General features: G+C 65.9%; 20 protein-coding genes and 1 pseudogene. 10 read left to right on the plus strand and 11 right to left on the minus strand.

The features are described 5' to 3' along the window. The first annotated feature begins 21 nt into the window (after positions 1-21). The 4 genes from NJD74_RS01430 (at position 22) to gcvH (ending at position 3,109) form a co-directional block, all read left to right on the plus strand. Positions 22-984: an SPFH domain-containing protein gene (locus NJD74_RS01430; RefSeq protein WP_046272684.1), complete on the plus strand. Its 963-nt coding sequence runs from the start codon at positions 22-24 to the stop codon at positions 982-984. A 1-nt stretch (position 985) separates the two neighbouring features. Next, entirely contained in the window at positions 986-1,417 is a 432-nt protein-coding gene (locus NJD74_RS01435; RefSeq protein WP_070471316.1) for an NfeD family protein, read from the plus strand. Between the two features lie 86 nt (positions 1,418-1,503). Beyond that, positions 1,504-2,616, plus strand: coding sequence for a glycine cleavage system aminomethyltransferase GcvT (gene gcvT, locus NJD74_RS01440; protein WP_019185124.1), 1,113 nt, complete (start codon positions 1,504-1,506; stop codon positions 2,614-2,616). A 97-nt stretch (positions 2,617-2,713) separates the two neighbouring features. After that, complete coding sequence (gene gcvH / locus NJD74_RS01445) at positions 2,714-3,109, plus strand: glycine cleavage system protein GcvH (RefSeq protein WP_319623508.1); 396 nt, start codon at positions 2,714-2,716, stop codon at positions 3,107-3,109. Between the two features lie 643 nt (positions 3,110-3,752). On the opposite strand, the gene NJD74_RS01450 is transcribed toward gcvH, so the two are convergent. From NJD74_RS01450 to NJD74_RS01465, 4 genes and pseudogenes are all read right to left on the minus strand, one after another. Next, positions 3,753-3,944: a hypothetical protein gene (locus tag NJD74_RS01450; protein ID WP_319623509.1), complete on the minus strand. Its 192-nt coding sequence runs from the start codon at positions 3,942-3,944 to the stop codon at positions 3,753-3,755. An 89-nt stretch (positions 3,945-4,033) separates the two neighbouring features. Beyond that, a pseudogene (locus NJD74_RS01455) lies at positions 4,034-4,489 on the minus strand (hypothetical protein); the annotation flags it as partial. Between the two features lie 262 nt (positions 4,490-4,751). Further along, on the minus strand, positions 4,752-6,146 hold the full coding sequence (locus NJD74_RS01460; protein ID WP_070471323.1) for a serine hydrolase domain-containing protein: 1,395 nt from the start codon (positions 6,144-6,146) through the stop codon (positions 4,752-4,754). 165 nt (positions 6,147-6,311) lie between these two features. Further along, on the minus strand, positions 6,312-7,901 hold the full coding sequence (locus NJD74_RS01465) for a choline dehydrogenase (RefSeq protein ID WP_070471325.1): 1,590 nt from the start codon (positions 7,899-7,901) through the stop codon (positions 6,312-6,314). Positions 7,902-8,101: 200 nt separating this feature from the next. Here NJD74_RS01465 and NJD74_RS01470 point away from each other — a divergent pair, with 200 nt between their 5' ends. Next, positions 8,102-9,436 (plus strand): MFS transporter, encoded by a 1,335-nt coding sequence (locus NJD74_RS01470; protein WP_070471327.1) that lies wholly within the window; start codon positions 8,102-8,104, stop codon positions 9,434-9,436. Positions 9,437-9,467: 31 nt separating this feature from the next. Continuing rightward, on the plus strand, positions 9,468-9,824 hold the full coding sequence (locus NJD74_RS01475) for a DUF1304 domain-containing protein (RefSeq protein ID WP_102788141.1): 357 nt from the start codon (positions 9,468-9,470) through the stop codon (positions 9,822-9,824). An 85-nt stretch (positions 9,825-9,909) separates the two neighbouring features. Here NJD74_RS01475 and NJD74_RS01480 read toward each other — a convergent pair whose 3' ends face one another. The 3 genes from NJD74_RS01480 to NJD74_RS01490 form a co-directional block, all read right to left on the minus strand. Further along, positions 9,910-10,380, minus strand: a complete 471-nt coding sequence (locus NJD74_RS01480; protein WP_319623510.1) for a hotdog fold domain-containing protein — start codon at positions 10,378-10,380, stop codon at positions 9,910-9,912. Positions 10,381-10,443: 63 nt separating this feature from the next. Then, positions 10,444-12,921, minus strand: coding sequence for an acyl-CoA dehydrogenase (locus NJD74_RS01485; RefSeq protein ID WP_019185115.1), 2,478 nt, complete (start codon positions 12,919-12,921; stop codon positions 10,444-10,446). Beyond that, positions 12,918-13,841 carry an alpha/beta hydrolase gene (locus tag NJD74_RS01490; RefSeq protein ID WP_319623511.1) on the minus strand — a complete coding sequence of 308 codons (924 nt, stop codon included), beginning with the start codon at positions 13,839-13,841 and terminating at the stop codon, positions 12,918-12,920. The genes NJD74_RS01485 and NJD74_RS01490 overlap by 4 nt, the downstream gene beginning before the upstream one ends. A gap of 139 nt (positions 13,842-13,980) precedes the next feature. Between NJD74_RS01490 and NJD74_RS01495 the strand changes: the two genes are divergently transcribed. Continuing rightward, positions 13,981-14,583: a TetR/AcrR family transcriptional regulator gene (locus tag NJD74_RS01495; protein ID WP_019185113.1), complete on the plus strand. Its 603-nt coding sequence runs from the start codon at positions 13,981-13,983 to the stop codon at positions 14,581-14,583. 139 nt (positions 14,584-14,722) lie between these two features. Here NJD74_RS01495 and NJD74_RS01500 read toward each other — a convergent pair whose 3' ends face one another. From NJD74_RS01500 to NJD74_RS01510, 3 genes are all read right to left on the minus strand, one after another. Continuing rightward, the gene (locus NJD74_RS01500; protein ID WP_319623512.1) at positions 14,723-17,548 is read right to left on the minus strand and encodes a TonB-dependent receptor; all 2,826 of its coding nucleotides are present in this window, start codon (positions 17,546-17,548) and stop codon (positions 14,723-14,725) included. A 351-nt stretch (positions 17,549-17,899) separates the two neighbouring features. Further along, positions 17,900-18,724, minus strand: a complete 825-nt coding sequence (locus NJD74_RS01505) for a hypothetical protein (RefSeq protein WP_172838071.1) — start codon at positions 18,722-18,724, stop codon at positions 17,900-17,902. Positions 18,725-18,876: 152 nt separating this feature from the next. Beyond that, entirely contained in the window at positions 18,877-19,773 is an 897-nt protein-coding gene (locus NJD74_RS01510) for an Hsp33 family molecular chaperone HslO (RefSeq protein WP_070425730.1), read from the minus strand. A 79-nt stretch (positions 19,774-19,852) separates the two neighbouring features. Between NJD74_RS01510 and mtgA the strand changes: the two genes are divergently transcribed. From mtgA to NJD74_RS01525, 3 genes are read left to right on the plus strand one after another with little or no spacing between them, the layout of a single operon-like run. Then, positions 19,853-20,602 (plus strand): monofunctional biosynthetic peptidoglycan transglycosylase, encoded by a 750-nt coding sequence (gene mtgA, locus NJD74_RS01515; RefSeq protein ID WP_019185108.1) that lies wholly within the window; start codon positions 19,853-19,855, stop codon positions 20,600-20,602. Between the two features lie 39 nt (positions 20,603-20,641). After that, the gene (locus NJD74_RS01520) at positions 20,642-21,661 is read left to right on the plus strand and encodes a glycosyltransferase family 2 protein (protein ID WP_319623513.1); all 1,020 of its coding nucleotides are present in this window, start codon (positions 20,642-20,644) and stop codon (positions 21,659-21,661) included. Next, the gene (locus NJD74_RS01525) at positions 21,621-22,052 is read left to right on the plus strand and encodes a CBS domain-containing protein (RefSeq protein WP_019185106.1); all 432 of its coding nucleotides are present in this window, start codon (positions 21,621-21,623) and stop codon (positions 22,050-22,052) included. Before NJD74_RS01520 ends, NJD74_RS01525 begins: the two co-directional genes overlap by 41 nt. Before the next feature lie 63 nt (positions 22,053-22,115). Here NJD74_RS01525 and NJD74_RS01530 read toward each other — a convergent pair whose 3' ends face one another. Beyond that, positions 22,116-23,996 (minus strand): AsmA family protein, encoded by a 1,881-nt coding sequence (locus NJD74_RS01530; protein WP_319623514.1) that lies wholly within the window; start codon positions 23,994-23,996, stop codon positions 22,116-22,118. Positions 23,997-24,347: the final 351 nt, after the last annotated feature.

Genomic DNA, 24,347 nt, shown 5'->3' on the forward strand with positions numbered 1-24,347 from the left:
CCGGGGAAAGGGAGTGACCTGATGTTTCCGACCATGCTGTTCTCGCTGGTGCTGGCCTTCGTGGCCGTTGTCATCCTGTTCAAGGCCGTGCGCATGGTGCCGCAGGGCTACGAATGGACCGTGGAGCGCTTCGGCCGCTACACCCACACCATGTCGCCGGGCCTGCATTTCCTGATCCCGATCGTCTACGGCGTGGGGCGCAAGGTGAACATGATGGAGCAGGTGCTGGATGTGCCCAGCCAGGAAGTGATCACCAAGGACAACGCTGCCGTGCGCGTGGATGGCGTGGTGTTTTTCCAGGTGCTCGATGCCGCCAAGGCCGCCTACGAGGTCGCCAACCTGGAGGTGGCGATGATCGCCCTGGTGCAGACCAACATCCGTACCGTGATCGGCTCGATGGACCTGGATGAATCGCTCAGCCAGCGCGAAGTGATCAACGCCCAGCTGCTGAGCGTGGTCGACCATGCCACCAACCCGTGGGGCGTGAAGGTCAACCGCATCGAAATCCGCGACATCCAGCCGCCGCGCGACCTGCTTGATGCGATGGCGCGGCAGATGAAGGCCGAACGCGAGAAGCGCGCGCAGATCCTGGAAGCCGAGGGTTCGCGCCAGTCCGAGATCCTGCGCGCCGAGGGCGAAAAGCAGGCCACGGTGCTCGAGGCCGAGGGACGCAAGGAGGCCGCCTTCCGCGATGCCGAAGCGCGCGAACGCCTGGCCGAGGCCGAAGCCAAGGCCACCACGATGGTGTCCGAGGCGATCGCCCAGGGCGACGTGCAGGCGATCAACTACTTCATCGCGCAGAAGTACGTGGAAGCCTTCAAGGAACTGGCGACCTCGCCCAACCAGAAGCTGGTGCTGATGCCGATGGAGGCAAGCGGGGTGATCGGCTCGATCGCCGGCGTCGCCGAGCTGGCACGCGAAGCGTTCGCCAAGCAGGAAGAGAAGAAAGCCACGCGCGGCGTCCCGCCGCGGATCGGAGGCTGACATGCGCTGGGAAGTGGTGGCCTGGGGCGCGCTGGCACTGGTGCTGTTCGCCGCCGAGGCGCTCGCGCCCGGTGCCTTCATGTTGTGGATCGGGATCGGTGCGGCTGCGGTGTTCGTGCTGGTGGCGGTGTTCGCCGAGATCCCGCTGCTGTGGCAGGTGGTCGCGTTCGTGGTGCTCAGCGTGGTCTCGATCCAGTGCTACCGCCGCTGGGGCCGGTCGCACGATCGCCGGAGCGACCAGCCGCTGTTGAACCGCCGCGCCGAACAGCTGATCGGGCGGGTGGTCGTGCTCGACCAGGCCATCATCGCCGGCAAGGGCCGGGCCAAGGTGGACGATGCCTTCTGGGTTGTCGCAGGTCCCGACCTGCCCGCCGGCAGCCCGGTACGGGTGGTGGCGGTGGAAGGGATGACGCTGAAGGTGCAGCAGGCCTGATCCGCGGTTTTCCCGCACCGCCGCAGGCGTTGTGAAGACGGTTCTGGGATAATGGATGTCTTGCCTTCATTCCCCCGGAACCGGTCATGACCCAGAAGACGCTTCTCAACGATACCCACCGCGCACTCGGCGCCAAGATGGTCGATTTCGGTGGCTGGGACATGCCCATTCATTACGGTTCGCAGCTGGACGAGCACCATCTGGTGCGCAGCGACGCCGGCATGTTCGACGTCAGCCACATGACCGTGGTCGACCTGCGCGGTGACCAGGTCAAGCCGTTCCTGCGCACGCTGCTGGCCAACTCGGTGGACAAGCTCAAGGCCACCGGCAAGGCACTGTACTCGTGCATGCTCAATGCCCGCGGCGGCGTGATCGACGACCTGATCGTCTACTACATGGCCGACGATTTCTTCCGCATGGTGGTCAACGCCTCCACCCGCGAAAAGGACCTGGCCTGGATCCGCCAGCAGGCCGCGGCATTCAACGTGGAGGTCATCGAGCGCGAAGACCTGGCCATCATCGCGGTGCAGGGGCCGACCGCGCGCGAGCGCGTGATCAGCCTGCTCGGCGAGGGCGACCGCGCCGCGCTGGAGAAGCTGGGCCGTTTCGCCGCGCTGGAAACCACCACCGCCGATGGCACCGCGCTGTTCGTGGCCCGCACCGGGTACACCGGTGAGGATGGTTTCGAGATCCTGTTGCCGCAGAGCGCCGTGGTCGCCTTCTGGAATGCCCTGAGCGCCGCCGGCGTGCGTCCGGCTGGCCTGGGTGCGCGCGACACGCTGCGCCTGGAAGCCGGCATGAACCTCTACGGCCAGGACATGGACGAAGAGATCACCCCGTACGAAGCCGGCCTGGCCTGGACCGTGGCGCTGGACGAAGGTCGCGACTTCATCGGTCGCGACGTGCTCGAAGCGCAGAAGGCGGCCGGCAACGCCCGCCAGCTGATCGGCCTGGTGATGGACGAGAAGGGTGTACTGCGCCACGGCCAGGTGGTACTCACCGCCGGCGGCGAGGGCGAGATCCTGTCCGGCACCTTCTCGCCGACCCTGGGCAAGGGCATCGCGTTCGCCCGCGTGCCTGGCGGCGAACTGGGCGAGGTCCGCGTGGATATCCGCGGCAAGCAGGTTCCGGTGCGCGTGGTGAAGTTCCCGTTCGTGCGCGAAGGCCAGCCCCAGCCCGGTGTGCTGATCGACGGCTGATGCCGTGCTTTACCCGGTGCGGATGCCTCCGCATCCGCGCCGGTTGGTTACACTACCCCCGTTTCTTGACCCCCCTGATATTCCTCGGAGCAGTCCCATGAGCGAGATCCCCGGCGACCTCAAATTCCTCAAGTCCCACGAGTGGGCGCGCGTTGAAGGCAATGGCCGCGTCACCGTCGGTATTTCCGACCACGCCCAGGGCCTGCTCGGCGACCTGGTCTACGTTGAACTGCCGGAGGTTGGCCAGGAGGTCAAGGCCGGCGAGCAGGCTGCCGTGGTCGAGTCGGTCAAGGCCGCCTCGGACGTGTACAGCCCGATCACCGGCACGGTGGTCGAGGTCAATTCGGCCCTGAACGACAAGCCGGAAACCATCAACGAAGACGCCTACGGCGAGGGCTGGATCTATGTCGTCGAAGTGGCCGGCCTGGAAGAAGTCAACGACCTGCTGGGTCCGGACGACTACGCCGAGCTGCTGGAAAACGACGATCACTGATCGTCGCCGCCGCTGAAGAACGGCCGCCTGGTGCGGCCGTTTTTTTTGCCCGTTCGCCGGGCGCGCGCGAACGGCGTTAGCAGTACGTGAGGATTGCAGTGCGCGCGCGGCGGCACGCGATCGCGACCACGGGCTCATGACGATCGGTTCGGTGCCGATGCATGCCGGTGATCTGGTCCGCGCCGCGCACCCGATCGCGCACCGATGTGGCATCGATATGGACGCGCACGGACGCTCGAAGTCGATCATCGCGGACGGACGCGCCGGTGCCAGGGCGGTCAAAAGTTTGCGCAGTTGCGCGAATCGGGTCGAAAAAAGTGCGCGCAGATGTGAAAAGTTTTCCGGTCTGTTTAAGGGGCGCACGGGGAGGCTGGCGAGGTGCGTGGTCGAGCAGGCTGCACGCGCGGGCACGCAATGGCATGCACCGCGATGTTGCGATGTCGCGACACGAAAGTGCTTCTTTTAAGTGTTTTTCTTTTCAGTGCTGTCAGCGTGTGCGGGCGTAGGGCGTTCGCGCCGGCGGCGGCAGCGTGCGTTCGGCAGGTCGCAGGCGGGCGCAGCGAGGGGGGCGAGGCAAGGCGCCGGTGTGAAAATTTTTCGCCGGGGTTGTTGACAGTCAAAAAAAGCGTGATTAGGTTTCGCCTCAGCAGACCTTGCCTGCGAACAGAGTGAGCAGAATCGACATCAAGTCGCGAAGCACAACCTGGACATCCACCTCGCGTTCCATGACGGTGGAGATGGCTTCGCTTCCCCCGGCGAACCGCAAGTTCCTTTCCTCTTCGATACCTGCCTGGCCACATGCGGCGGGTGTCACCGTATCCGTCACGACGCGCATGACGCGACGGCGGTCCCCGCAACGCAGCAACGGCGGGTTTGCTTTACCTGGGCGTTTCCACTCCATAGATCACTGACGAGGAGCCATCCCATGGCAACCAAGAAAGCTGCGAAGAAAAAGCCGGCCGCCAAAAAGGCAGCCAAGAAGGTCGCTAAGAAGGCCACTGCCAAGAAGGCCGTCAAGAAGGTAGCCAAGAAAGCTGCTGCCAAGAAGACGGTGAAGAAGGCGGCCAAGAAGGCGACCGCCCGCAAGGCAGCCGTGAAGAAGACGGCGAAGAAGGCCGTGAAGAAGACGGCAAAGAAGGCTGCGACCAAGAAGACCGCGAAGAAGGCAGTGAAGAAGACGGCGAAGAAGGCCGCCAAGAAGACTGCAAAGAAGGCAGCCACCAAGAAGACCGCGAAAAAGGCGGTAAAGAAGACGGCCAAGAAGGCGACCCGCAAGGTAGCCAAGAAAGCCGCTCCGAAGAAGGCTGCCAAGAAGACCGCCAAGAAGGCCACCCGCAAGGTAGCCAAGAAGGCCACCGCCAAGAAGGCAACTGCCCGCAAGGCTCCGGCCAAGAAGGCATCGGCGAAGAAGGCGGTGAAGAAGGTTGCAAAGCGCAAGCCGGCCGTTCGCAAGAAGAAGGCCGCACCGGTCGCTCTGCCGGCAACCCCGGCACCGCTGATCTGAGTTTTTCCCGATAGCCGTACCTGAGACTCCTTCCCTGGCAGCCCAGCGGGGAAGGAGTTTTTTTATGGGCAAGGCAAACAGAAACCATGAAAAAGGCGGCCATCCGGCCGCCTTTTTCGATGCCACTGTGCGCGCGGATCAGCGCGGGGAGGCGACGGCGCGGTTTGACGAGACGCCCTTGCGCTTGCCCTGCGTGGCGGCGTCTTCGGCCATGAGGTTGTCGCTGCCGAAATCGGTGTCCACGTCCAGCCAGCGCTGGGTCGGCAGGCCCATCGCCTGGTCGAGCACGGTCGGCAGCAGGCCGCTGGGCAGGCTGCTCTCGCCGTTCCACATGATGGCGATGCCGAGGTCACGTTCCGGCACGAGGGCGACCAGGCCGCGATAGCCCTGGACGGCACCGGCATGGAAGATCACTTCGTGGCCGGCGTAATCGAAGGTGCGCCAGCCGAGGGCGTAGCCGGCCGAGTTGAGGCGCTCGCGGCGCCAGCCCGAGCGCATTTCGCCGGGGGTGCTGATCAGGCTGGCGTGCAGCGTGGCCAGCAAGGGGGCCGGCAGCACGTCAGGGCGGTGGCCGGTGTGGGCCAGCAACCACTGCGCCATGTCGCTGGCACTGGCGTTGACGCCGGCGGCCGGAGCAAGGCGGTAATACGTCGGCTTGGGCGTGAGCGCGACCCAGCCGTTGCGGCTGCGCACGTGCGGGCGGGCCCAGCGCGAGCTGGCCTGGATGCCGGCCAGGCCGAGGCTGGCATCGTCCATGCCGAGCGGCTTGAACAGGCGGCGCTCGACGGACTGTTCGTAGAAGCTGCCGGAGGCGGCGTAGACGACATCGCCGATCAGGCTGAAGGCCACGTTCTGGTACGCATAGCAGTCGCCGGGCAGGCACTTGAGCGAGGTGGCGGCCAGCTTGTGGGTGAGGGTGTAGTACTCGGCGTTGGCTTCAACGTCGCGGTCGTAGGCGTTGTAGGGCAGGCCGACGCGATGGCTGAGCAGATCGGCCACGGTCAGGCGCTCGGTCGCCTCGGGCGTGCTGAGCTGGAAGCCGGGCACGTAGTCGGTGACCTTGCTGTCCCAGCGCAGCGTGCCGTCGTTGACCAGCAGTCCGGCCATCGTGCCGGCGAAGGCCTTGGACAGCGAGGCAAGGCGGAACACGGTGTGGGCATCGACCTGCTGCGGGTTGTTGACGTCGGTGACGCCGTAGCCGCGCGCGCTCAGCACGCGGCCGCCCTGGACGATGGCCACGGCCATCCCGGGCACGCGCTCGCCGTAGGTGAGCTGCTGCGCCATCGATTCGATCGAAGCGACGTTGAAGCCCGGCGCGGGCGGCTGCACCTTCAGGCCGGCCGGGGTCGTGCGGTACGCTGCAGGCTGGGTGTGCGGTGCCGCGGTCGGCGCCGACTCCTCGATGTTGACCGGCAACGCGGCGGGCGAGGCGACAGGGGTCTGCGCGGTGGAAGACATGGCGATGGGCATCAACATGCCCAACAACCCGGTTGCCGCCGAACGGATCGGTCGGCGCCTGTTGTTCTGGTTCATCGTATGGGTGCCCGTGCGCGACTGCTGTGACCGATTCTAGCGCCGCTTTTCGTGATTGCACAAACGAATCGAAGATGAATGCGTATCGCATTGAAAACGTGCGGGTTTTACCGATCCCGGTCCCGGTCGGTCGCGGGCACGGGAGGGCGGCCAGCGCACCCCTGTTCAGCCTGCCGCGGCGGTCCGGATCCAGTGGGCGGCCCGCTCGGCGATCATCATCGTCGGCGCGTTGGTATTGCCGCTGATCAGGGTGGGCATCACCGAAGCGTCCACTACCCGCAGCCGCCGGGTGCCGTGCACGCGCAGGGTCGGGTCGACCACGGCCTGGGCATGCTGCCCCATCGCGCAGGTGCCGACCGGGTGATAGAGGGTCTCGGCCTTGGCCCGGATGAACGCCTCGAGCGCGGTGTCATCTAGATTGCTGTGCGACGGAAACACGGGCGTGCCGCGCCAACGGTCGAAGGCGGGCTGGGCCAGGATCGTGCGCGCCAGGCGCGCGCATTCGAGCATCATCTTCAGGTCATGGCCACCCGTATCGCCCAGGTAGTTGGCATGGATGCGGGGCGCTGAGCGTGCGTCGGCGTCGCGCAGCCGCAAGCGGCCGCGGCTGCGGGGGTGCAGCGGGCACGCATGCAGGGTGTAGCCGTCGCCGGGAAGGCGGTGGCGGCCGTGGTTGTCGAGCATTGCCGGGACGAAATGGAACTGCACGTCGGCGCGGGCATCGGTGGCCAGCGATGAGCGCACGAAACCACCGGCCTCGGCCAGGTTGCTGGTGCCGGCGCCGCGATGGCCACGCAGGAAGTAGTCGATGGCGATGCGCAGTTCGCTGCTGCGGTCGTAGCTGACGCCTGGGCCGGTGTGCACGACGGTGCAGATGTCCAGGTGGTCCTGCAGGTTGCGGCCGACCCCGGGCAGGTCCACGCGCGGCGTGATGCCGTGGCAGCGCAACGTGTCCGCCTCGCCGATGCCGGACAGCATCAGCAGGTGCGGGGAATGGATGGCGCCGGCGCTGAGGATCACCTCGGTACCGGCGCGTGCATGCAGGTGCTGCCCGCCACGCCGATAGTGCACGCCGGTGGCGGTGGTGCCGTCGAAGCTCAGCGCGACGGCGTGGGCGCCGGTCAGCACCGTCAGGTTGCGCCGGTGGCGCGCCGGGCGCAGGTAGGCGTCCGCGCTCGAGCAGCGCGCGCCTTCGCGCTGGGTGACCTGGTACAGCCCCACACCGAGCTGCTGGTGGCCATTGAAGTCGGGGTTATGGGCGTGGCCGGCCTGCTGCGCGGCCGCGATGAAGGCAGCCGAGAGAGGGTTGTGGTGGCGCAGGTCGGACACCGACAGCGGACCGGCATCGCCGTGCAGCGCGCTGGCACCGCGGCTGTTGCGCTCGCCCTGCACGAACCAGGGCAGCACCTGCTCCCAGCCCCAGCCGGTGGCACCGGCGGCCTCCCAGCCATCGTAGTCGGCTGGTACGCCACGCACGTAGCACATCGCATTGATCGAGCTGGAGCCGCCCAGCACCTTGCCGCGTGGCCACCACAGGCGACGGCCGCCGAGCGCGGGCTCGGCCTCGGTGTCCAGGTTCCAGTTGATGCGGCGGTTGTTGACCAGCCGCGCCAACCCGGCCGGCATGTGGATGAACGGGTTGGTGTCGCGCGGGCCGGCTTCCAGCAGCAGCACCCGGCAGGCAGGGTCTACGCTGAGCCGGTTGGCCAGCACGCAGCCGGCCGAGCCGGCACCAATGACGATGTAGTCGTACATGCCGCTCCTGGACGGGGTGCCCGCCGAGCATAAGGCAGGTTGCCCCGCGCAGGGGCTGCAGCATCGGCCACGCAGCGTTGCGCAGGTGGCCGCGCCCAACGCTGGCGATGTTGCGGTGCATCGTTTACCTTGCGCGCTTCCCTGCCCGGAGTTTCCACGATGCCGCCGTTGTCACGCCGCCCAAGCCGGGAGTGGGTGCGATGAGTGCTGTCGCAACAGCACCGGTGCAATCGGGCCTGCGCGGGGCGCTGCGCCAGTCGCCGCCCCTGATCTGGGCGTGCCTGTACTTCTTCTGCCTGCTGAGCGGCTACTACGTACTGCGCCCGGTGCGCGAGGCAATGGCTGCCTCGGCCGACGCCAAGGCGGTGTTCCCGCCCGTGCTGATCGACTGGTTCAGCGCGCATGGCATTGCGGTGCAGGACTTCGTGCTGCAGTTTCTGTTCACCGGGGTGTTCTTCATCATGCTGGTGTTGCAGCCGCTGTACGGCGCGCTGGTCAGCCGCTATGCGCGGCGGGTATTCCTGCCCGCGGTGTATGTCTTCTTCATCATCTCCCTGCTGGGTTTCTACCTGCTGTTCGACAGTGGCGTGCCTGGGCGCGGCATGGCGTTCTTCTTCTGGGCCGCCGTGTTCAACCTCTTTGCGGTGGCGGTGTTCTGGAGCTTCATGGCGGACGTGTTCTCCAACGCCCAGGCACGCGAGGTATACGGCTACATCGGCGCGGCAGGCACGCTCGGTGCGTTCCTGGGGCCGATCATCACGGCGGCGCTGGTGGAGCGGGTGGGTATTGCCAACCTGATGCTGGTCTCGGCCGGCTTTCTGAGTGCCTGCCTGGTCTGCATCTGGCGGCTGCGGTTGTGGGCGGTGGCACGGGAGCAGGAGCAGAAGTTGGTGTCGGGTGAAACCCCGATGGGCGGCAGCGTGCTCGACGGCCTGAAGCTGATCGTGCGTGAGCCGCTGTTGCGCTGGCTGGCTGTGCTGGTGCTGTTCGGCGTGGGCGTGGGCACGATGCTCTACAACGAGCAGGCCTCGATCGTGCGCCGCCTGTATCCCGACGCCGCGGCCAGCACGGCCTTCTTCTCGCGGGTGGACCTGGCGGTGAACACGCTGACCCTGATCGTGCAGCTCGGCTTCACCCGCTGGTTGCTGTCGCGGTACGGCATCGCCCCGGCGCTGCTGATCCCGGGTGTTGCCATCATCATCGGGTTTTCGATACTGGCCGCATCGCCGCTGCCGCTGATGGTGGCGATGGTGCAGGTGATGACCCGCGCCAGCGAATTCTCGCTGGCCAAGCCCGCGCGCGAGACCATCTACACCCGTGTGGACCGCCAGTGGCGCTACAAGGCCGGCGCGGCGATCGACACCGTGGTCTACCGTGGCGGCGACCTGACGTTCGCCTGGGTGCACAAGGGGCTGTCCCTGTTCGGTTCGCACATTGTCTTCGTCGGTGGGCTGGTGGTGGCCGGGGCGATGACGATTGCCGCGCTGGGCCTGCTGCGCGAAGAAAAGAAGCTGCCCGGCGAGCGACCGGAGTAAGCTCTCCGGAGTCTTCCAGGAACCTTGGCCCATGTATTGGATCGCGCTGTCATTGACCTTGCTGGTCGCCCTGCTGCACGTGTACTTCCTGGTCCTGGAAATGTTCCTGTGGACCCGGCCGCTGGGCCTGAAGACCTTCCGCAACACGCCGGAGAAGGCCGAGACCACGCGCGTGCTGGCGGCCAACCAGGGCCTGTACAACGGCTTCCTCGCTGCCGGCCTGTTGTGGGGGCTGTTCGACCACCTGCCGATGCTGGTGAACTTCATGCTCGGCTGCGTGATCGTGGCCGGCTGCTACGGCGCCTACAGCGTCAACAAGCGGATCTTCTTCATCCAGGCCGTGCCGGCGATCCTGGCCGTGGCCGCGTGGTGGAGTGTTCCCGCCTGATCTGCGGCAGCCACGCACGGCGTGGCGCTACCCTGCGACAGACGGATCGAACGTAGAGCCACCCCGTGGGTGGCTGCGCCAATGCTCATCGCCTGACCGGCGACACCCACATCGCGATCCGCGCCTGGAACACCACCGTGCCGGCGTCATCGCGAACCTGCACCTTCACCGGGAGCGCGTAACCCGCCTCGGCCGCCACGATCGGCTGCTCCGGGGTGGCGATGGCGTGCTGGGTGCCGGTCGCCTTGGCCAGGTACTGCACCTCCATGCCCTTCGGGATCCAGCGCATGCCCTTGGGCAGCGAAGCGTCCACCATCAGCCCCGCAGTGAGTTCGGCCAGGTTGCACAGCGCGATCGCATGCACCGTGCCGAGGTGGTTGGTGACCTTGCGCCGGTGCGCGATGCGCCCTTCGCAGCGGCCCGGCTCGAGCGCGGTGATGCGCGGGGCGATGCTGGCGAAGTAGGGCGCCTTGACGCACACCGCGCGCGAGAACAGCCAGCCGCCGGCGGGCCAGCGCTGCATGCGGCGGTAAAGCGTGAGCAGGGGAGCGGACATCGGGAGTCTCCTGAAAAAACGGCGGACCGAAGTCCGCCGTTGTCGTTTACCTGGTGGCCGGGATCACGCGGCCTGGGACTGTGCGTCCGTCTGCTGGCGCTTGTAGTAGCCCGCCGAGCGCAGTTCTTCCGGATCGAAGTCGTCCACCGTGATGGTTTCCAGGGTGAGCGTGCGCAGCTCTTCGAGCAGGGTGCGCTCATCCTGGGTGATCACGCCTTCGGCCACGGCCTCGTCCAGCTGGGTGGCGAAGTCCAGCGCTTCGATGCCCTTGGTCTTGAGCGCCTTGATGAACTTGCGCTCGACCGGCTCGGCCATGATCGCCTTGGACAGGTAGCTGTTGATGCGGCCACCCGGGTTGTTCTCGCACGGCGTCAGGAACACGCCACTGGCCAGGCGGTCACGGGCTTCGTTGGGCGCCATCAGCAGCGCGGCCACGCGGTGGCCCAGGCGGTCGCCCGGCGCCTCGGCACGGCGGCCGAACGGGAAGATCAGCGCCCACATCAGCCAACCGATCGGACGGATCGGGAAGTTGCGCAGCGCCGCCGACAGCGATTCTTCGATCTTGTGCACGCTGTCATGGAAAGCCCAGGCCAGCAGCGGCTGGTCGGCCGCCGGCGCGCCCTCGTCGTGGTAACGCTTGAGCATGGCGCTGGTCATGTAGATGTGGCTCAGCACATCGCCCAGGCGGCCGGACAGCGATTCCTTGAACTTCAGCTTGCCGCCGAGGGTCATCATCGAGATGTCGGCCATCAGCGCCAGGTTGGCCGAGTAGCGGTCCAGCTTGCGGAAGTAGCGGCGGGTGTAGGCATCGCCCGGGGCGGCACCGAAACGGGCACCGGTCAGGCCGAACCAGAACGAACGCACGGCGTTGGAGATGCCGTAGCGGATGTGGCCGAACAGGCTGCGATCGAATTCCTGCAGGCCGGCGCGGGTGTCCGGATCCTGCGCGGCCTTCATTTCCTTCAGCACCCACGGGTGGCACAGGATCGCACCTTGGCCGAAGATCAGCAGGCTGCGGGTCATGATGTTGGCGCCTTCCACCGTGATCGCGATCGGCGCGGCCTGCCAGCTGCGGCCGGCGAAGTTGCGCGGCCCCAGGATGATGCCCTTGCCGCCGATCACATCCATCACGTCCGAGATCACTTCACGGCTCATGGTGGTGCAGTGGTACTTGGCGATGGCCGACGGCACCGACGGCACGTCGCCGCGGTCCACCGCCGCCGCCGTGGCCTGGCACAGCGCGCTGATCGCGTACGCCTTGCCACCGATGCGGGCCAGCGCTTCTTCCACGCCCTCGAAGCGGCCGACCGACAGGCCGAACTGCTTGCGGATGCGGGCATAGGCACCGGTCACCACCGCACCGGCCTTGGCACCGCCACTGGCGGTGGAGGGCAGGGTGATGGAGCGGCCGACGGCCAGGCACTCGTTGAGCATGTTCCAGCCCTTGCCGGCCTTCTCGGCGCCGCCGATCAGCTGGGTCAGCGGGATGAAGACATCCTTGCCGCGGATCGGGCCGTTCTGGAAGGTCGAGTTGAGCGGGAAGTGGCGACGGCCGATTTCCACGCCGGCGGTATCACGCGGCAGCAGCGCCAAGGTGATGCCGATGTCGCGGGTGCTGCCGATCAGGCCATCCGGGTCGTACATGCGGAAGGCCAGGCCGATCAGCGTGGCCACCGGGGCCAGGGTGATGTAGCGCTTGTCGAAGGTGAGCTTGACGCCGAGCACCTGCTCGCCGTTCCACTCGCCCTTGCACACGATGCCGTAATCAGGAATCGAGGTGGCGTCCGAGCCGGCGAACGGACCGGTCAGGCCGAAGCAGGGCACTTCACGGCCATCGGCCAGGCGCGGCAGGTACTGGTCCTTCTGTTCCTGGGTGCCGTAATGGTTGAGCAGTTCACCCGGGCCCAGCGAGTTGGGCACGCCGACGGTGGAGCTGACCACGCTCGACACCGAGGCCAGCTTCTGGATCACCTTGTGGTGGGCCAGCGCGCTGAAGCCCAGGCCGCCGTATTCCTTCGGAATGATCATGCCGAAGAACTTGTTCTTCTTGATGAAGCTCCACAGTTCCGGCGGCAGGTCGGCGTAGACGTGGGTGATTTCCCAGTCGTTGACCATCCTGCACAGCTCTTCGACCGGGCCGTCCAGGAACGCCTGTTCCTCGGCGGTGAGCTGCGGCTTGGGGTAGTTGAGCAGGATGTTCCAGTCCGGGTCACCGGTGAACAGCTCCCCTTCGAAACCGACCGAGCCGGTTTCCAGCGCGATGCGCTCGGTCTGCGACAGCGGCGGCAGCACCTTGCGGAACACTTTCATCATCGGTGCGGTCAGCAGCGGCTTGCGGATGAAAGGCAGCAGCAGCGGCACGGCGATCACGGCGACGATGGCCGCAGCCACGATCGTGGCGGTCTGGTTGACGTACGGGATGAACCAGCAGGCGGCCAGCAGCACCACACTGATGATCGTCCAGGTGATCAGGCGCATCCGGTGGTAGGCGACGAACGCACCTGCCAACAGGACGACGAGGAAGGGAACGACAATGCTCATGAGCGTGCTCCGGTGACGTGCTCGGTAATGGCGGACGATGCGACGGCGGAGGCCGAGGGCAACACGTCCAGATAGTCCAACACAGTAGCGGTAAAGGCGTTGTTGTCATCACCGGCGACCATATGCGTGGCCTCCGGCAGCTGCACGTGGCGTGCATGTGGCACCAACGCCAGGAACTCGGCCACCGTCTGCGGGGTGACCAGGGTGCTGCGGCCACCGCTGACCAGCAGCAGGGGGCATTTCACCTGGCGCGCCGCATCGGCAAGCGCGTCCTGGTGTTGTTCGCTGTCACGCGCCAGCTCGGCGACCAGGCGCGGATCCCAGTGCCAGCGCCAACGGCCGTGGCCATCCTCGCGCAGCAATGCGCGCAGGGAATCTTCGGACTTGCGCGGACGGTGCGGCACGTAGGCGGAAATCACATCGGCCGCCTGCGACAGCGAGGCGAAGCCGTCCGGGTGCGCGGTCATGAACATCAGGATCTTGTCGACCCCGGCGGTATCCCAGCGCGGGGTGATATCGACCAGCACCATCGCCGAGAACAGGCCGGGCCAGCGCGACTCGGCGAGCAGGCCGAACAGGCCGCCCATCGACGCGGCGATCAGGATCGGCGGCTGTGGCTGTTCGCCGGCCAGCACGATCAGATCATCGGCGAACTGTTCGCCGTGGTAGGCAAGGTCGGCCGGGTTCCAGTCCGAATCGCCGTGGCCGCGTGCGTCGTAGGCCAGGGTCTGGTAACCGGCCTCGACCAGAGCGCTCGCGGTGGCATTCCAGGCGTGCCGGGTCTGGCCGAAGCCGTGGGCGAACATCACGGTGCCGCGACGTCCCGGGGGTGAGCGGGTCGCGGCGAGCACGGTGTCATGTGCGCCGGTCAGTCGCTCATCGTCAAAACGCGGCAGGGTAGAAGAAGAAGGAGTGACCATACTCGCTAGTATGGACCTGCCCTGTGCGATGTCAATACTTAGGAGTATGGTGTGTGTATCCCTTGTGCCAGCAGGCGTGAAGCGGCGTTTAACCGATTCACATACTGCAACCAACCCCGGCGTATGGTTAAATCCACCTATGAATGAACCCGAAGCTTCCGCCGGCGAGCCACGTGCCGGCCGCAACAGCCGCCTCAGTGCCGAAGACTGGGCCCAGGCCGCACTGGATCTGATTGCCGAACAAGGCGTGGGCGCGGTCGCGGTGGAGCCGCTGGCGCGGCGTCTCGGCGTCACCAAGGGCAGCTTTTACTGGCACTTCCCCTCGCGCGACGCGTTGCTGCAGGCGGCGCTGGAGCGCTGGGAGCTGTTCGAGCAGGAGCAGGTCTTCGGCAGCCTGGCCGATGTCACCGATCCGCGCGTGCGCCTGCGCCAGCTGTTCCAGGTGGTCGCGCATGAAGTGCAGCCGCACATCATCTACAGCGAACTGCTCAAGGCGCTCGATCACCCGATGGTGCGCCCGGTCATCGACCGTGTTTCGCACCGGCGCCTGGAGTATCTGGTCGCCTCGTTCCGCCAGGCGGGCCTGAGCCGTACCGATGCGCAGCACCGTGCGCGGTTGGCCTACGCGGCCTATGTGGGTTTCCTGCAGCTGTCGCTGCAGCTGCAGCAGCCCAAGCAGGCCCGCGAGGATTTCGAAGCCTATGTGGAGCACGTGATCGAGACGTTGATTCCGCTCGGTTGACCGGTCCGTGACAGGCATGCAGAAGGCCGCGGAAACGCGGCCTTTTCTGTGCGCGCCGTTTGCCGGACGCGGGCACCACCACAAAAACAACGGCCCCTTTCGGGGCCGTTGGATCAGACGTTGTTGATCAGTGGATCGATCAGAACTTCTGCGAGTACTTCATGTACAGGAAGCGACCGATGTCGTAGCCGCCGTAGTACGAGAAGTTCGAGCTCGGCTGCGAGGTCATCATCGGGCCGACCTTGTTGAACACGTTGTTGGCACCCACGGCGACGGTGGCGTTCCACGGGGTGGCATAGGACACCTGCACGTCGTGGAAGGTCACTGCGCCCAGCTCGGTCTGCGGCGAGATCACGCCCAGGGTGTCCGGTGCGCTGTAGTTGGGCAGCGTGCAACGGGTGGTGAAGCGGCAGCTTTCCTTGGTGCCGGAGTAGTAACGCAGGTTCCAGTTCACCGACAGGTCGTTCATGCTCCAGCCCAGGCCCAGGTTCGAGCGCACGCGGAAGTACGCGCCGAAGCCATTGTTCTGGGACGGCACGGCGTCGGCATCGTCCGTGGACTTCTCTTCGTACTTGCCCACGTACGTGGTCGACGACTTGGCCGAGAAGCGGCCGAAATCGGTATCACGGCTGTAGCTGATGTCGAAGTCGAAGCCTTCGGTTTCGGTGTAGCCGGCGTTGCGGTTGCCGTAGTTCAGCGTGCCCACGATGTTGCCGTTGGCCGGGTCACGGGTGAACATCGAGCAGCGCGATTCGATCAGGCGGACATAGCAGTCTTCCATGATCAGGTTCGGGCTGTCGGTGACGATCGTGTTGTCGATGCGGATGCTCCACCAATCCACACCCACGCTCAGGCCGGTGACGTAGCTCGGGCTGTACACGAAGCCGACCGTCTTGGACTCGGAGGTTTCCGGGGTCAGGTTCGGGTTCGAGCCGGAGTTGAACGGCACCGGGCTCTGCGCGGCACGGCCGGTGGTCGGGACGAAGCCCTGCTGCAGCTGACGGTAGCCCTGGCCGACATCCTGGACGCAGCGTGCGCTGCCGCGGACGTCGCCGTAGACGCTGTCGCACGGATCGACGAAGTTGGTCGGGAAGGTCTGCGAGGTGCCGCCGTACAGGTCACCGATGGTCGGGGCGCGGAAGCCCTCGGCATAGGTGGCACGCACCAGCAGGTCGTCGATCGGACGCCACTTCAGGCCGAACTTGTTGTTGGTGGTATCACCGAAGCTGGTGAAGTCCGAGTAACGGGTGGCCAGGTCCAGGGTCAGTTCCTTGGCGAACGCCAGATCCGCCAGGATCGGGATGTTCAATTCCAGGTAGAACTCATCCAGGGCGTAGGAACCCTTGGTCGGGCCGGACGCCAGGTTGGTCGAGTCACCCGACTGGGCGATCGCATCCGGGTTGAAGGCGCCGCTTTCCTTGCGGTATTCGTAACCGATCGCGAAGCCCAGGTCGCCGGCCGGCAGCGGCACGATGGTGCCCGACAGGTTGGCGAAGTAGTTGTGGGTGCTGGTCTTGCCGGTGGCGTGCTCTTCGCGGAACAGGTAGTTGCGCACGTTCGGGTCATCGAGCGAGTTGGCAACCGCGCCGGTACCGAAACCTGCGAACGGATTCCAGGGCACGCAGCCGGCGATTTCATTGCCCGGAGTGCCGCAGACGATCTGGCCGGCAGCATTCTGGAACGACGGACCCACGGCATCGGCCACGGCCGGGATGTAGAAGTTGCCGTTGTTGATCAGCAGGCTGTCATTTTCGTTGTACAGCGAGCCGACGTCCCAGCTGAAGAACCGGTCGCCGATTTCGAAGGAACCTTCCAGGGCCGCTGCGAAACGCCAGGTGGTCAGGGTGCTGTCGGTGGTGCGCGGCACTTCCCAGCCACGACGACGCCAGTTGACGTCGGCGACGCCGCCGGTCGGGTTGAAGTAGCTGTCAGCCGACATCGGCACGCCGAATGCAGTGGACTGCAGCGGGTAACCGGCGATCTGGCGCTGCGACTCACGCTTGGTGTAGGACAGGTCCGTGGTGAAGCGGACGTTGTCGGTGATGTCGTAGTTGCCGCTGACGAACAGCGAACGACGTTCCAGCGGGGTCAGCAGGTGCATCTGGTCGGACGAGCGGCTGGTATCGGCCGACGTCTGGCTGTGGAACTGACCCGGGCCCAGGGCGGTGCCGCCACGGTTGGGAGCCTGCCAGTTGCCTGCGTTGCCGACGCGCCAGTTGCCCCACTGGCCAACGGTCGTCAGCGATGCTGCCGGATCCCAATCCGGGTAGGTGTCGGCCGTGAACGGACGATCCTTGGCCCACACGCCTTCTTCCTTGTGGTACTCGGCGCCGACGGTCAGCGAGCCGCGGTCACCAGAGAAGCCCATGACGAAGTCGTAGGTTTCCTTCTCGCCGTCGCCCTGGCTGTACTGGCCCTTGTAGACGTTGGCTTCCAGACCATCGAAGTTCTTGCGGGTGATGATGTTGATCACGCCGGCCATTGCGTCCGAGCCGTAGATCGACGAGGCGCCGTCCTTCAGCACGTCGATGCGCTCGACCATCGAGGTCGGGATGATCGAGATGTCCTGGTAACCATCCGGGCTGATGCCCAGGCGCTTGCCATTGACCAGCACCAGCGTGCGCTGTGCGCCGAGGTTGCGCAGGTCGATGTACTGACCACCGGCTTCCTGGTTGGAGGTCAGCGGCGAGGCGCGGCTGAAGTTCGGGCTACCGGCGGCGGAGATGTTCTGCAGGATATCGCCGACCGAGCTGAAGCCCTGGTTCTGGATATCCGCACGCGAGATGGTCAGCACCGGCTGGGCGGTTTCCACGTCAACCTGGCGGATGCGCGAACCGGTGACCGAGATGCGGTCCAGATTGGTGGTGCCAGTGGCTTCCTGAGCGACGGCGCTGCCGGTGCCGGCAGCGCTGGCGATCAGCGCGAGGACGACGGCGTCGCGCAGTTTGTTGCTGTTGCGGTTCATTGGGCTCTCTCTCCAAGTTGACTTGGGTGCAACGTGTTGGGATGGGCTTCAGCGCGGGGACGAAAGGCGTTCCCAATCCGTGAAGCTGACTCGATAGTAACCACGTGCAACTAAAAATTAAAGAGCCGTTAATGTTCCATGTGATTTAGGTGAAATTCGGCAAAGCCTTTGCGATACAAGGCTTTAAGCGATACCTGCAGTCTAAAACGTCTCATTTGTTAAGATCTTTGTTAAAAAAAATTCACCCTGAATGGGCTGTGCGCGCCCTTGACACCCAGCCCAAACGAAAAAGGGCGCCTCATGGAGGCGCCCTTCGGGTGACGTGTATTGACGGGTCGTCGCAAAGACAGGTCAGAGATCCTGCTCGTACCGGACGTAGGGCACGGTGCCCTCGTCAGTGCTCTCGTTGCGGGGGGCGAACGGGTTCTTGCCGCGGGTGACCACGTTCTCGGCGCCCACGGTGAGCTGACCGCTCCACGGCGTGCGCCAGGTCAGGCCCACCCCCAGGCCTTCCCACTTGCCCGGCTGGCCGGGAACATCGACCACGCGGCCAATGATGTTGCCGCTGAAGTTGCCATAGCCGGCACCGATGGTGAGGCTCTTGCTGTCCCAGCGGTCGACGATCGCCGGCGAAGCGTCCGCGATGGGCACCAGACGCGCCTTGGCATAGGTGCCACCGATGGAGACGAAGCCTTCGCGGCCGATGTTCTTCTGCCCGAAGACGGTCAGATCGTTCTGTTCGGCGCGCAGCGAGGGCGATTTGTTCGGGCCGGCCAGCCAGGCCGGCAGGGTGTCACGGCCGCTGCCGGCGGTGATGCCCACGCGGCCGCCGGGGCGGTTGAACGCGGCGGTGCCGCTGACCCGACGGCTGAGCGTGTTGTCTTCTTCATCGCCCAAGGTGGCCAGCATGCAATGGCTGGCCAATCCGCTGATGCTGGTGCCGCGGCTGCTGTTGCACAGCAGGCCCAGCGAGTCACCCGAGGACAGGCCGAAGGCCGCGTCCAGCGAACTGCGGCCGAAATGCCAGCGGGCCCCTGCGGCCTGCTCGCCGGTCGGTTCCAGGTAGAGCAACGCTTCGACCTTGCCACTGCCTTTGTTCCAGACCGGCAGCACCGTGCCGTCCTGCTTGCCCTTGGCCTGCGCATGCGCGCCCGGGATCGCGCCTAGGGCGATCATCAGGGCCAGCGGTAGACGCAGAAGGGGATGCATGGGAACTCTCAGACAAGCGCAGTGAACACAAGTTCCCGCCGAAGCGGGACATTGATCCTAGGGCGTTTATGATTTCTTAACAAGTCTTGGTTCTCCCCAGAACAAAACGCTTGCCAAGTTTACTGAAGCCGTTCAGGTGCCGGCGAGGATACATCCATCTCGCGGAACAGTATGTCGAATTCCGTCAACGGGAAGTGATACTCCTGCCCACAGAATTCGCAACGCACTTCCACCGCGCCAGTGGGCTCGGCGGCGGCGCGGGCCTCCTCTTCGCCAATGGACTGCAGCATGCCTGCCACCCGCTCACGCGAGCAGGAGCACGCAAAGCGCAGGGCCTTGTCGCCCAGCAGTTCCGGCGTCTCTTCGTGGAAGAGGCGGTGCAGCAGATCGTGGCCGGGCACCTCGAGCAGTTCCTGCTTGCCCAGGGTCTCGAACAGTGCGCTGGCCCGCGACCAGCCGTCCTGGTCGCCTTCATCGCCGGGCAGCTTCTGCAGCAGCAGGCCGGCGGCGCGGGTGCCATCGGCGGCCAGCAGCAGACGGGTCGGCAACTGCTCGGACTGGCGGAAATAGTCTTCGAAGGCTTCGTCCAGGCCGGCTGCGGTCAAGCCGACCAGGCTCTGGTAGCGCTGCGGTTCGCGCGGATCCAGGCCGGGGTTTTCGATGGTGATCGCCAGCAGCGCATCCTCGCCCAGCGCGGTCAGATCACGCGGGGCATCGCCACCGCCCTCGGCCAGCTGGACGATGCCGCGCAGGGTGCCGGCCGCGGTGCACTCGGCGAACAGCGTGCGCATCGCGGTGTTGCTGCGCAGCTGGATCGACAGGCGGCCATCGACCTTGGTGTGGCCGGTGAACAGCGCCGAGGCCACGCTGGCCTCGCCGAGCAGCTCGGCGGCGCCCGGCGGGTAGACCGCATGCGAGAGGATCTCCCGCCAGGTGTCATCGAGGTGCACATGCACGCCGCGGACGCCGGCATCGGGGAGCAGGAAACGGACAAGGGAGTCGGATTGGGCGGTCATCGGTTCGGTGGCTGCGCGAAAGGAGTGCCGGTTGCCGGATAATGCGCCGACAACCGTGCAAGTAAAGGATGCACCAGTAATGGGGGCAGAGCGCAGCAACCTCAAGGTCGAACCGGATCTGGAACCGTCACCGCGGCGCCGCTGGCGCTGGCGCCGCCTGCTGTGGCTGCCGGTGCTGTTCGTCGGGTTCAGTGTGCTGCAGGTGCTGGTCCTGCGTTTCATCGACCCGCCCGTTTCCAGCGTGATGCTGTGGCGCTACGGCGAGGCGCTGGGGGAGGGTGACTGGAGCTATCGGTTGCATTACCACTGGCGCGATCTGGACCAGATGGCGCCAAGCCTGCCGATTTCGCTGGTGGCTGCCGAGGATCAGCGTTTCCCGGAGCACAATGGTTTCGACCTGCAGGCCATCGAAAAGGCGCGTGACCACAACGCGCGCGGCGGGCGGCTGCGCGGGGCCAGCACGATCAGCCAGCAGGTCGCCAAGAATCTGTTCCTGTGGCAGGGCCGCAGCTGGATCCGCAAGGGGCTGGAGGTCTGGTACACGGTCCTGATCGAAGCGCTGTGGCCGAAGTCGCGGATCCTGGAGATGTACGCCAACATCGCCGAGTTCGGCGATGGGATCTATGGCGCGCAGGCCGCGTCGCAGCAGTATTGGAACAAGGACGCGTCCCGGCTGAGCCCCGCCGAAAGTGCGCGGCTCGCGGCGGTGCTGCCGTCGCCCCGCCGTTACAGCGCGGCCAAGCCCGGCCCGTACGTGCAGCGCCGCGCCGCCTGGATCCAGCGGCAGGCCCGGCAGCTCGGGGGAGGGGCGTACCTCGGCGAGGAGTGAGCATTCATGCATGTAATTGGCTGACGCTACAATCGCCGCATGACCAGCCCTCTCCTGACCGTCGTCGTCGCCGCCCACAACGAAGCGCTCGCCTTGCCGATGCTGCACCCGCGCCTGCGCGCAGTGCTGGCTGGGCTGGAGGGCATCGACGGCCGCGTGCTGTATGTGGATGACGGCAGCACGGACACCACCTGGGCCGTCATGCAGGCATTGGCCGCCGCGGATTCGTGCGTCGGCGTACTGCGGTTGTCGCGCAACTTCGGCAAAGAGGCCGCGCTGACGGCGGGGCTGGATTTCGTCGACGACGGCGCGGTGATGATCCTCGACGCCGATGGCCAGGATCCGCCGGAACTGATTCCCGAGTTCGTCGCGCTGTGGCAGCAGGGCTATGACAACGTCTATGGCACGCGCCTGGCGCGCGATGGCGAGAGCTGGCTCAAGCGCTCCACTGCCAAGGCGTTCTATCGGGTGATCGGGCGGTTGTCCAAAACGCCGATCCCGGCCGACACCGGTGATTTCCGGCTGCTGTCGCCGCGCGCTGTGCAGGCACTGGGCCAGCTGCGTGAGCGCCACCGGTTCATGAAAGGGCTGTTCGGCTGGGTGGGTTTCCGCCGCAAGGCCTTGCCCTACCATCGGCATGCGCGGCTGGTGGGCGAGAGCAAATTCGGGTTCTGGCGGCTATGGAATTTCGCCCTGGAAGGGATCACCGGATTCTCCACCGCGCCGCTGCGGGTGACCACCTATCTGGGCCTGGCCGCAGCGACGTTCGCGTTCGTGTTCGCGCTGGTGGTGGTGTCCAAGGCAGCGCTGTACGGCGACCGCGTTGCGGGCTGGCCGACCATGATGGCGGTGATCCTGTTCCTGGGCGGCATACAGCTGATCGCCCTGGGCCTGATTGGTGAATACCTGGGCCGGCTGTACGAGGAATCCAAGCAGCGCCCGCTGTACCTGATTGACACCTGGCAGGCCCCGTTCGTGGCAGACTCGGCCGTGCATCCCATCGGTGGAGAGCAGCGAGATGACCACGGTACGGCAGCTGTTGGAAGGCAAGTCCCCTGAGGTATTCGCCGTCACCCCGAGCTCGGCGGTGATCGACGCCATCCGGTTGATGGCCCAGAAGGGCATCGGCGCGGTGCTGGTGATGGAGGGCCGGCAACTGGTCGGCATCCTTTCCGAGCGCGACTACGCACGCAAGATCGTGCTGCACGAACGCTCGTCCCGGACGACCGAAGTCCGCGAGATCATGACCCCCAAGGTGGTGACCGTCGCCCCTGGCGAGCAGGTCGAGCACTGCCTGCAGCTGGTGACCGATTACCGCATCCGCCACCTTCCGGTGGTCGATGGCACGGGTGTGCTCGGGGTGATCTCGATCGGTGATCTGGTCAAGGCGGTCATCGACGAGCAGGCGCAGAAACTGGATCAACTGCAGCAGTACATCGTTGCCGGTTGAGCGTGGCCGCGCGCGGCGGGGCAGGCCGACGCAGCGTCGGTCCCTGCCCGGATGGCCCCGCGCTTACTTGGCGTAACGGCCGCCGCAGTTGCTGTCCTCGCCCGGGCCGGTCTCGATGGTGGCCAGCAGCGCGGCGGGCGGGGCGATGCTGCCCAGCGCCAGCGCGATCGCCCCGCGGATGCCCAGCGCCTTGAAGTCCGGGCGGAACGAGGGATCCTTGAAGGTGCCGCCGATGCGCAGCGGCGAGCGCAGCGCCAGGATGCTCATGTCCTTCGGGCGCGGGCGCAGCAGCAGGTCCAGCTGCTCCTGTTTCAGATCGACCTTGCCTTCGCCGAGGATCAACGTATCGGTGGTATCGAAGGCCAGCGAGCGCGACTGCATCACGCCGTTGTCGACACCGAAGTCGCCCCACGCGCAGCGCAGCGGAATCTGCTTGTCGCCGGTGAACAGGAACTTCAGTGATTCGGCGACATCCAGGCCGGCCAGTTCCATGATCAGATTGCCGACATGGCCGCGGCCGATCCCGACCGCCACGGTGCCATCGGAGCTGCCCAGCATCGCCGCGACGGAGTTGCCCTGGCCGGTCAGTTTGACGTCGCCACTGATGCCGCCGGAGGCTTGTTCGGCCAGCTTCGCATCAGGGAACAGCTTGCCCAGCTGCACCTTGCGGATGGTGGCCTGCAACTGCGTGGAGATCGCCTGCTTGCGCGCATCCATGCGGATCGTACTGCGGATGTCGCCGCCGGCCACGCCGAAGTTCAACGGCTCCAGCCGCAGCAGCCCGTCATTGAGCTTGAGGTGGGCATCCATGTCATCCAGCGGCAGCGTCGGCGAATTGATGCGCTGCGCCTTCCAGCGCACGTCGGCGTCCATCGCACGCAGCTTGGACAGGTTGTACGGCGTGTCCGGCAGCACCTTGGCACTGGCCGCCAGCGCGGCCGCCTTGGCCTTCTGCTCGGCATTGGCCGACTCGCCGGCACCGGTCTTCGGCGGTGCCCCGATGAAGCCGGCCAGATCGTCGAAGTCCAGCCGCTTGGAGACCAGATCCGCGGTCAGGAATGGGCGCTCGCCACTGACATCGATCTGCGCGGTCCCGCCCAGGTCGCTGTCGCCGGCGGTGCCGGTGAACGACTCATAGCGCCAGACCGCGTTGTTGCGCTTCAAGCGGCCCTTGAGCTTGTACGGCGGCGTGGACGGCATTGCCACGCCGATCAGCGGGAACAGATCCTCCATGTCCTGCCCGCTCAGCATCAGCTCCAGATCGAATACCCGCAGCTGGAAGGGATTGGTGAGCGTGCCGCTGGCGATCGCATGCGTGTTCCCCGCGCGCCCATCCAGATGGATGCGGAACGGATGCCCCGTATTGGTCAGCTCCAGCGGCGACTCGGTATTGCCATTCAGCGAGAACGGATTGCCCTGCCAGCGTCCCTTGCCCTTGACCAGCAATGGCGGACCACTGTCCTTGTCCCGCGGCTTGCCGCTGTTGAGCGAGACCAGCACATCCGTCCTGCCGGCCGTGTCCTGGAACTGCAGGCGCCCATCCTCGATCAGCAACCGTTGCAGCACCGGCGGGTCACCGTCGCTCGGGCCCAGGAAATCCCAGTTGCCCGGCTGATTCTTCTCCGGCGCGGTTTCCAGCAGCAGATCCGGTCGCGTCAAGCGGATCTCCGGAATCCGCACCTGCCCACGCAGCAGCGGCCACACCCGCAGATCGATCTCCACCCGATCGGCCGTCGCCATCTGCGGCTGCTTGGCCCACGTCGCATTGGCAAAGGTCAGCCCATCACCGCGCACCGTCGTCACCCGACCCAGATCGACATCCAGATTCCCATTGATATGGAACTCACGCCCGGTCTTGGCCTGCACCGCCCGCTCCACCGGTCCCTTGAACCAGTTCCAATCCCACAATGCGATCAGGATCAACAGCGCAGCGAACAGAAACACCAGGATCGCCAACCACCGCTGCCCCCGCTTGCCAGGACGACGCCAGCGCCAGCGGGAACGGGAAGAGGCATCGGACGGAACAGGGGAGGGCACAGTATTCACATCCCCATGGTTGCCCTTGCATCGTGCAGGCAGCGCGAAGCATTGGTAAGGGTACTGTCAGGGTGAGGCGTGTCGACCGTCGGCGCCGCCGTTGTCGATGACTGCTCCAAGCGCGGTGCGTCGGCCATGCTTGGCATCCGGTCCAACCAGGATTCTGACCTTCTCAGGCCACCGGCCAAGGGTGAGCGGGGCGGTGCGGGTGGGTTGGCGGGACCATGAGCGCCATGGATGGCGCGACATGAGCCTCCA

The sequence above is a fragment of the Stenotrophomonas sp. RG-453 genome, from assembly GCF_033843685.1.
In the GTDB taxonomy this organism is placed as follows: Bacteria; Pseudomonadota; Gammaproteobacteria; order Xanthomonadales; family Xanthomonadaceae; genus Stenotrophomonas; species Stenotrophomonas bentonitica_A.

What these genes read in the sequence shown, in the direction of transcription:
- NJD74_RS01480 (WP_319623510.1), bottom strand. Translation starts at nt 10,380, where the DNA reads ATGTCCGCTCCCCTGCTCACGCTTTACCGCCGCATGCAGCGCTGGCCC.
- NJD74_RS01430 (WP_046272684.1), top strand. Translation starts at nt 22, where the DNA reads ATGTTTCCGACCATGCTGTTCTCGCTGGTGCTGGCCTTCGTGGCCGTT.
- NJD74_RS01475 (WP_102788141.1), top strand. Translation starts at nt 9,468, where the DNA reads ATGTATTGGATCGCGCTGTCATTGACCTTGCTGGTCGCCCTGCTGCAC.
- NJD74_RS01510 (WP_070425730.1), bottom strand. Translation starts at nt 19,773, where the DNA reads ATGACCGCCCAATCCGACTCCCTTGTCCGTTTCCTGCTCCCCGATGCC.
- NJD74_RS01505 (WP_172838071.1), bottom strand. Translation starts at nt 18,724, where the DNA reads ATGATCGCCCTAGGCGCGATCCCGGGCGCGCATGCGCAGGCCAAGGGC.
- mtgA (WP_019185108.1), top strand. Translation starts at nt 19,853, where the DNA reads ATGGGGGCAGAGCGCAGCAACCTCAAGGTCGAACCGGATCTGGAACCG.
- NJD74_RS01520 (WP_319623513.1), top strand. Translation starts at nt 20,642, where the DNA reads ATGACCAGCCCTCTCCTGACCGTCGTCGTCGCCGCCCACAACGAAGCG.
- gcvT (WP_019185124.1), top strand. Translation starts at nt 1,504, where the DNA reads ATGACCCAGAAGACGCTTCTCAACGATACCCACCGCGCACTCGGCGCC.
- NJD74_RS01525 (WP_019185106.1), top strand. Translation starts at nt 21,621, where the DNA reads ATGACCACGGTACGGCAGCTGTTGGAAGGCAAGTCCCCTGAGGTATTC.
- NJD74_RS01485 (WP_019185115.1), bottom strand. Translation starts at nt 12,921, where the DNA reads ATGAGCATTGTCGTTCCCTTCCTCGTCGTCCTGTTGGCAGGTGCGTTC.
- NJD74_RS01460 (WP_070471323.1), bottom strand. Translation starts at nt 6,146, where the DNA reads ATGAACCAGAACAACAGGCGCCGACCGATCCGTTCGGCGGCAACCGGG.
- NJD74_RS01435 (WP_070471316.1), top strand. Translation starts at nt 986, where the DNA reads ATGCGCTGGGAAGTGGTGGCCTGGGGCGCGCTGGCACTGGTGCTGTTC.
- NJD74_RS01465 (WP_070471325.1), bottom strand. Translation starts at nt 7,901, where the DNA reads ATGTACGACTACATCGTCATTGGTGCCGGCTCGGCCGGCTGCGTGCTG.
- NJD74_RS01500 (WP_319623512.1), bottom strand. Translation starts at nt 17,548, where the DNA reads ATGAACCGCAACAGCAACAAACTGCGCGACGCCGTCGTCCTCGCGCTG.
- gcvH (WP_319623508.1), top strand. Translation starts at nt 2,714, where the DNA reads ATGAGCGAGATCCCCGGCGACCTCAAATTCCTCAAGTCCCACGAGTGG.
- NJD74_RS01470 (WP_070471327.1), top strand. Translation starts at nt 8,102, where the DNA reads ATGAGTGCTGTCGCAACAGCACCGGTGCAATCGGGCCTGCGCGGGGCG.
- NJD74_RS01495 (WP_019185113.1), top strand. Translation starts at nt 13,981, where the DNA reads ATGAATGAACCCGAAGCTTCCGCCGGCGAGCCACGTGCCGGCCGCAAC.
- NJD74_RS01450 (WP_319623509.1), bottom strand. Translation starts at nt 3,944, where the DNA reads ATGCGCGTCGTGACGGATACGGTGACACCCGCCGCATGTGGCCAGGCA.
- NJD74_RS01490 (WP_319623511.1), bottom strand. Translation starts at nt 13,841, where the DNA reads ATGGTCACTCCTTCTTCTTCTACCCTGCCGCGTTTTGACGATGAGCGA.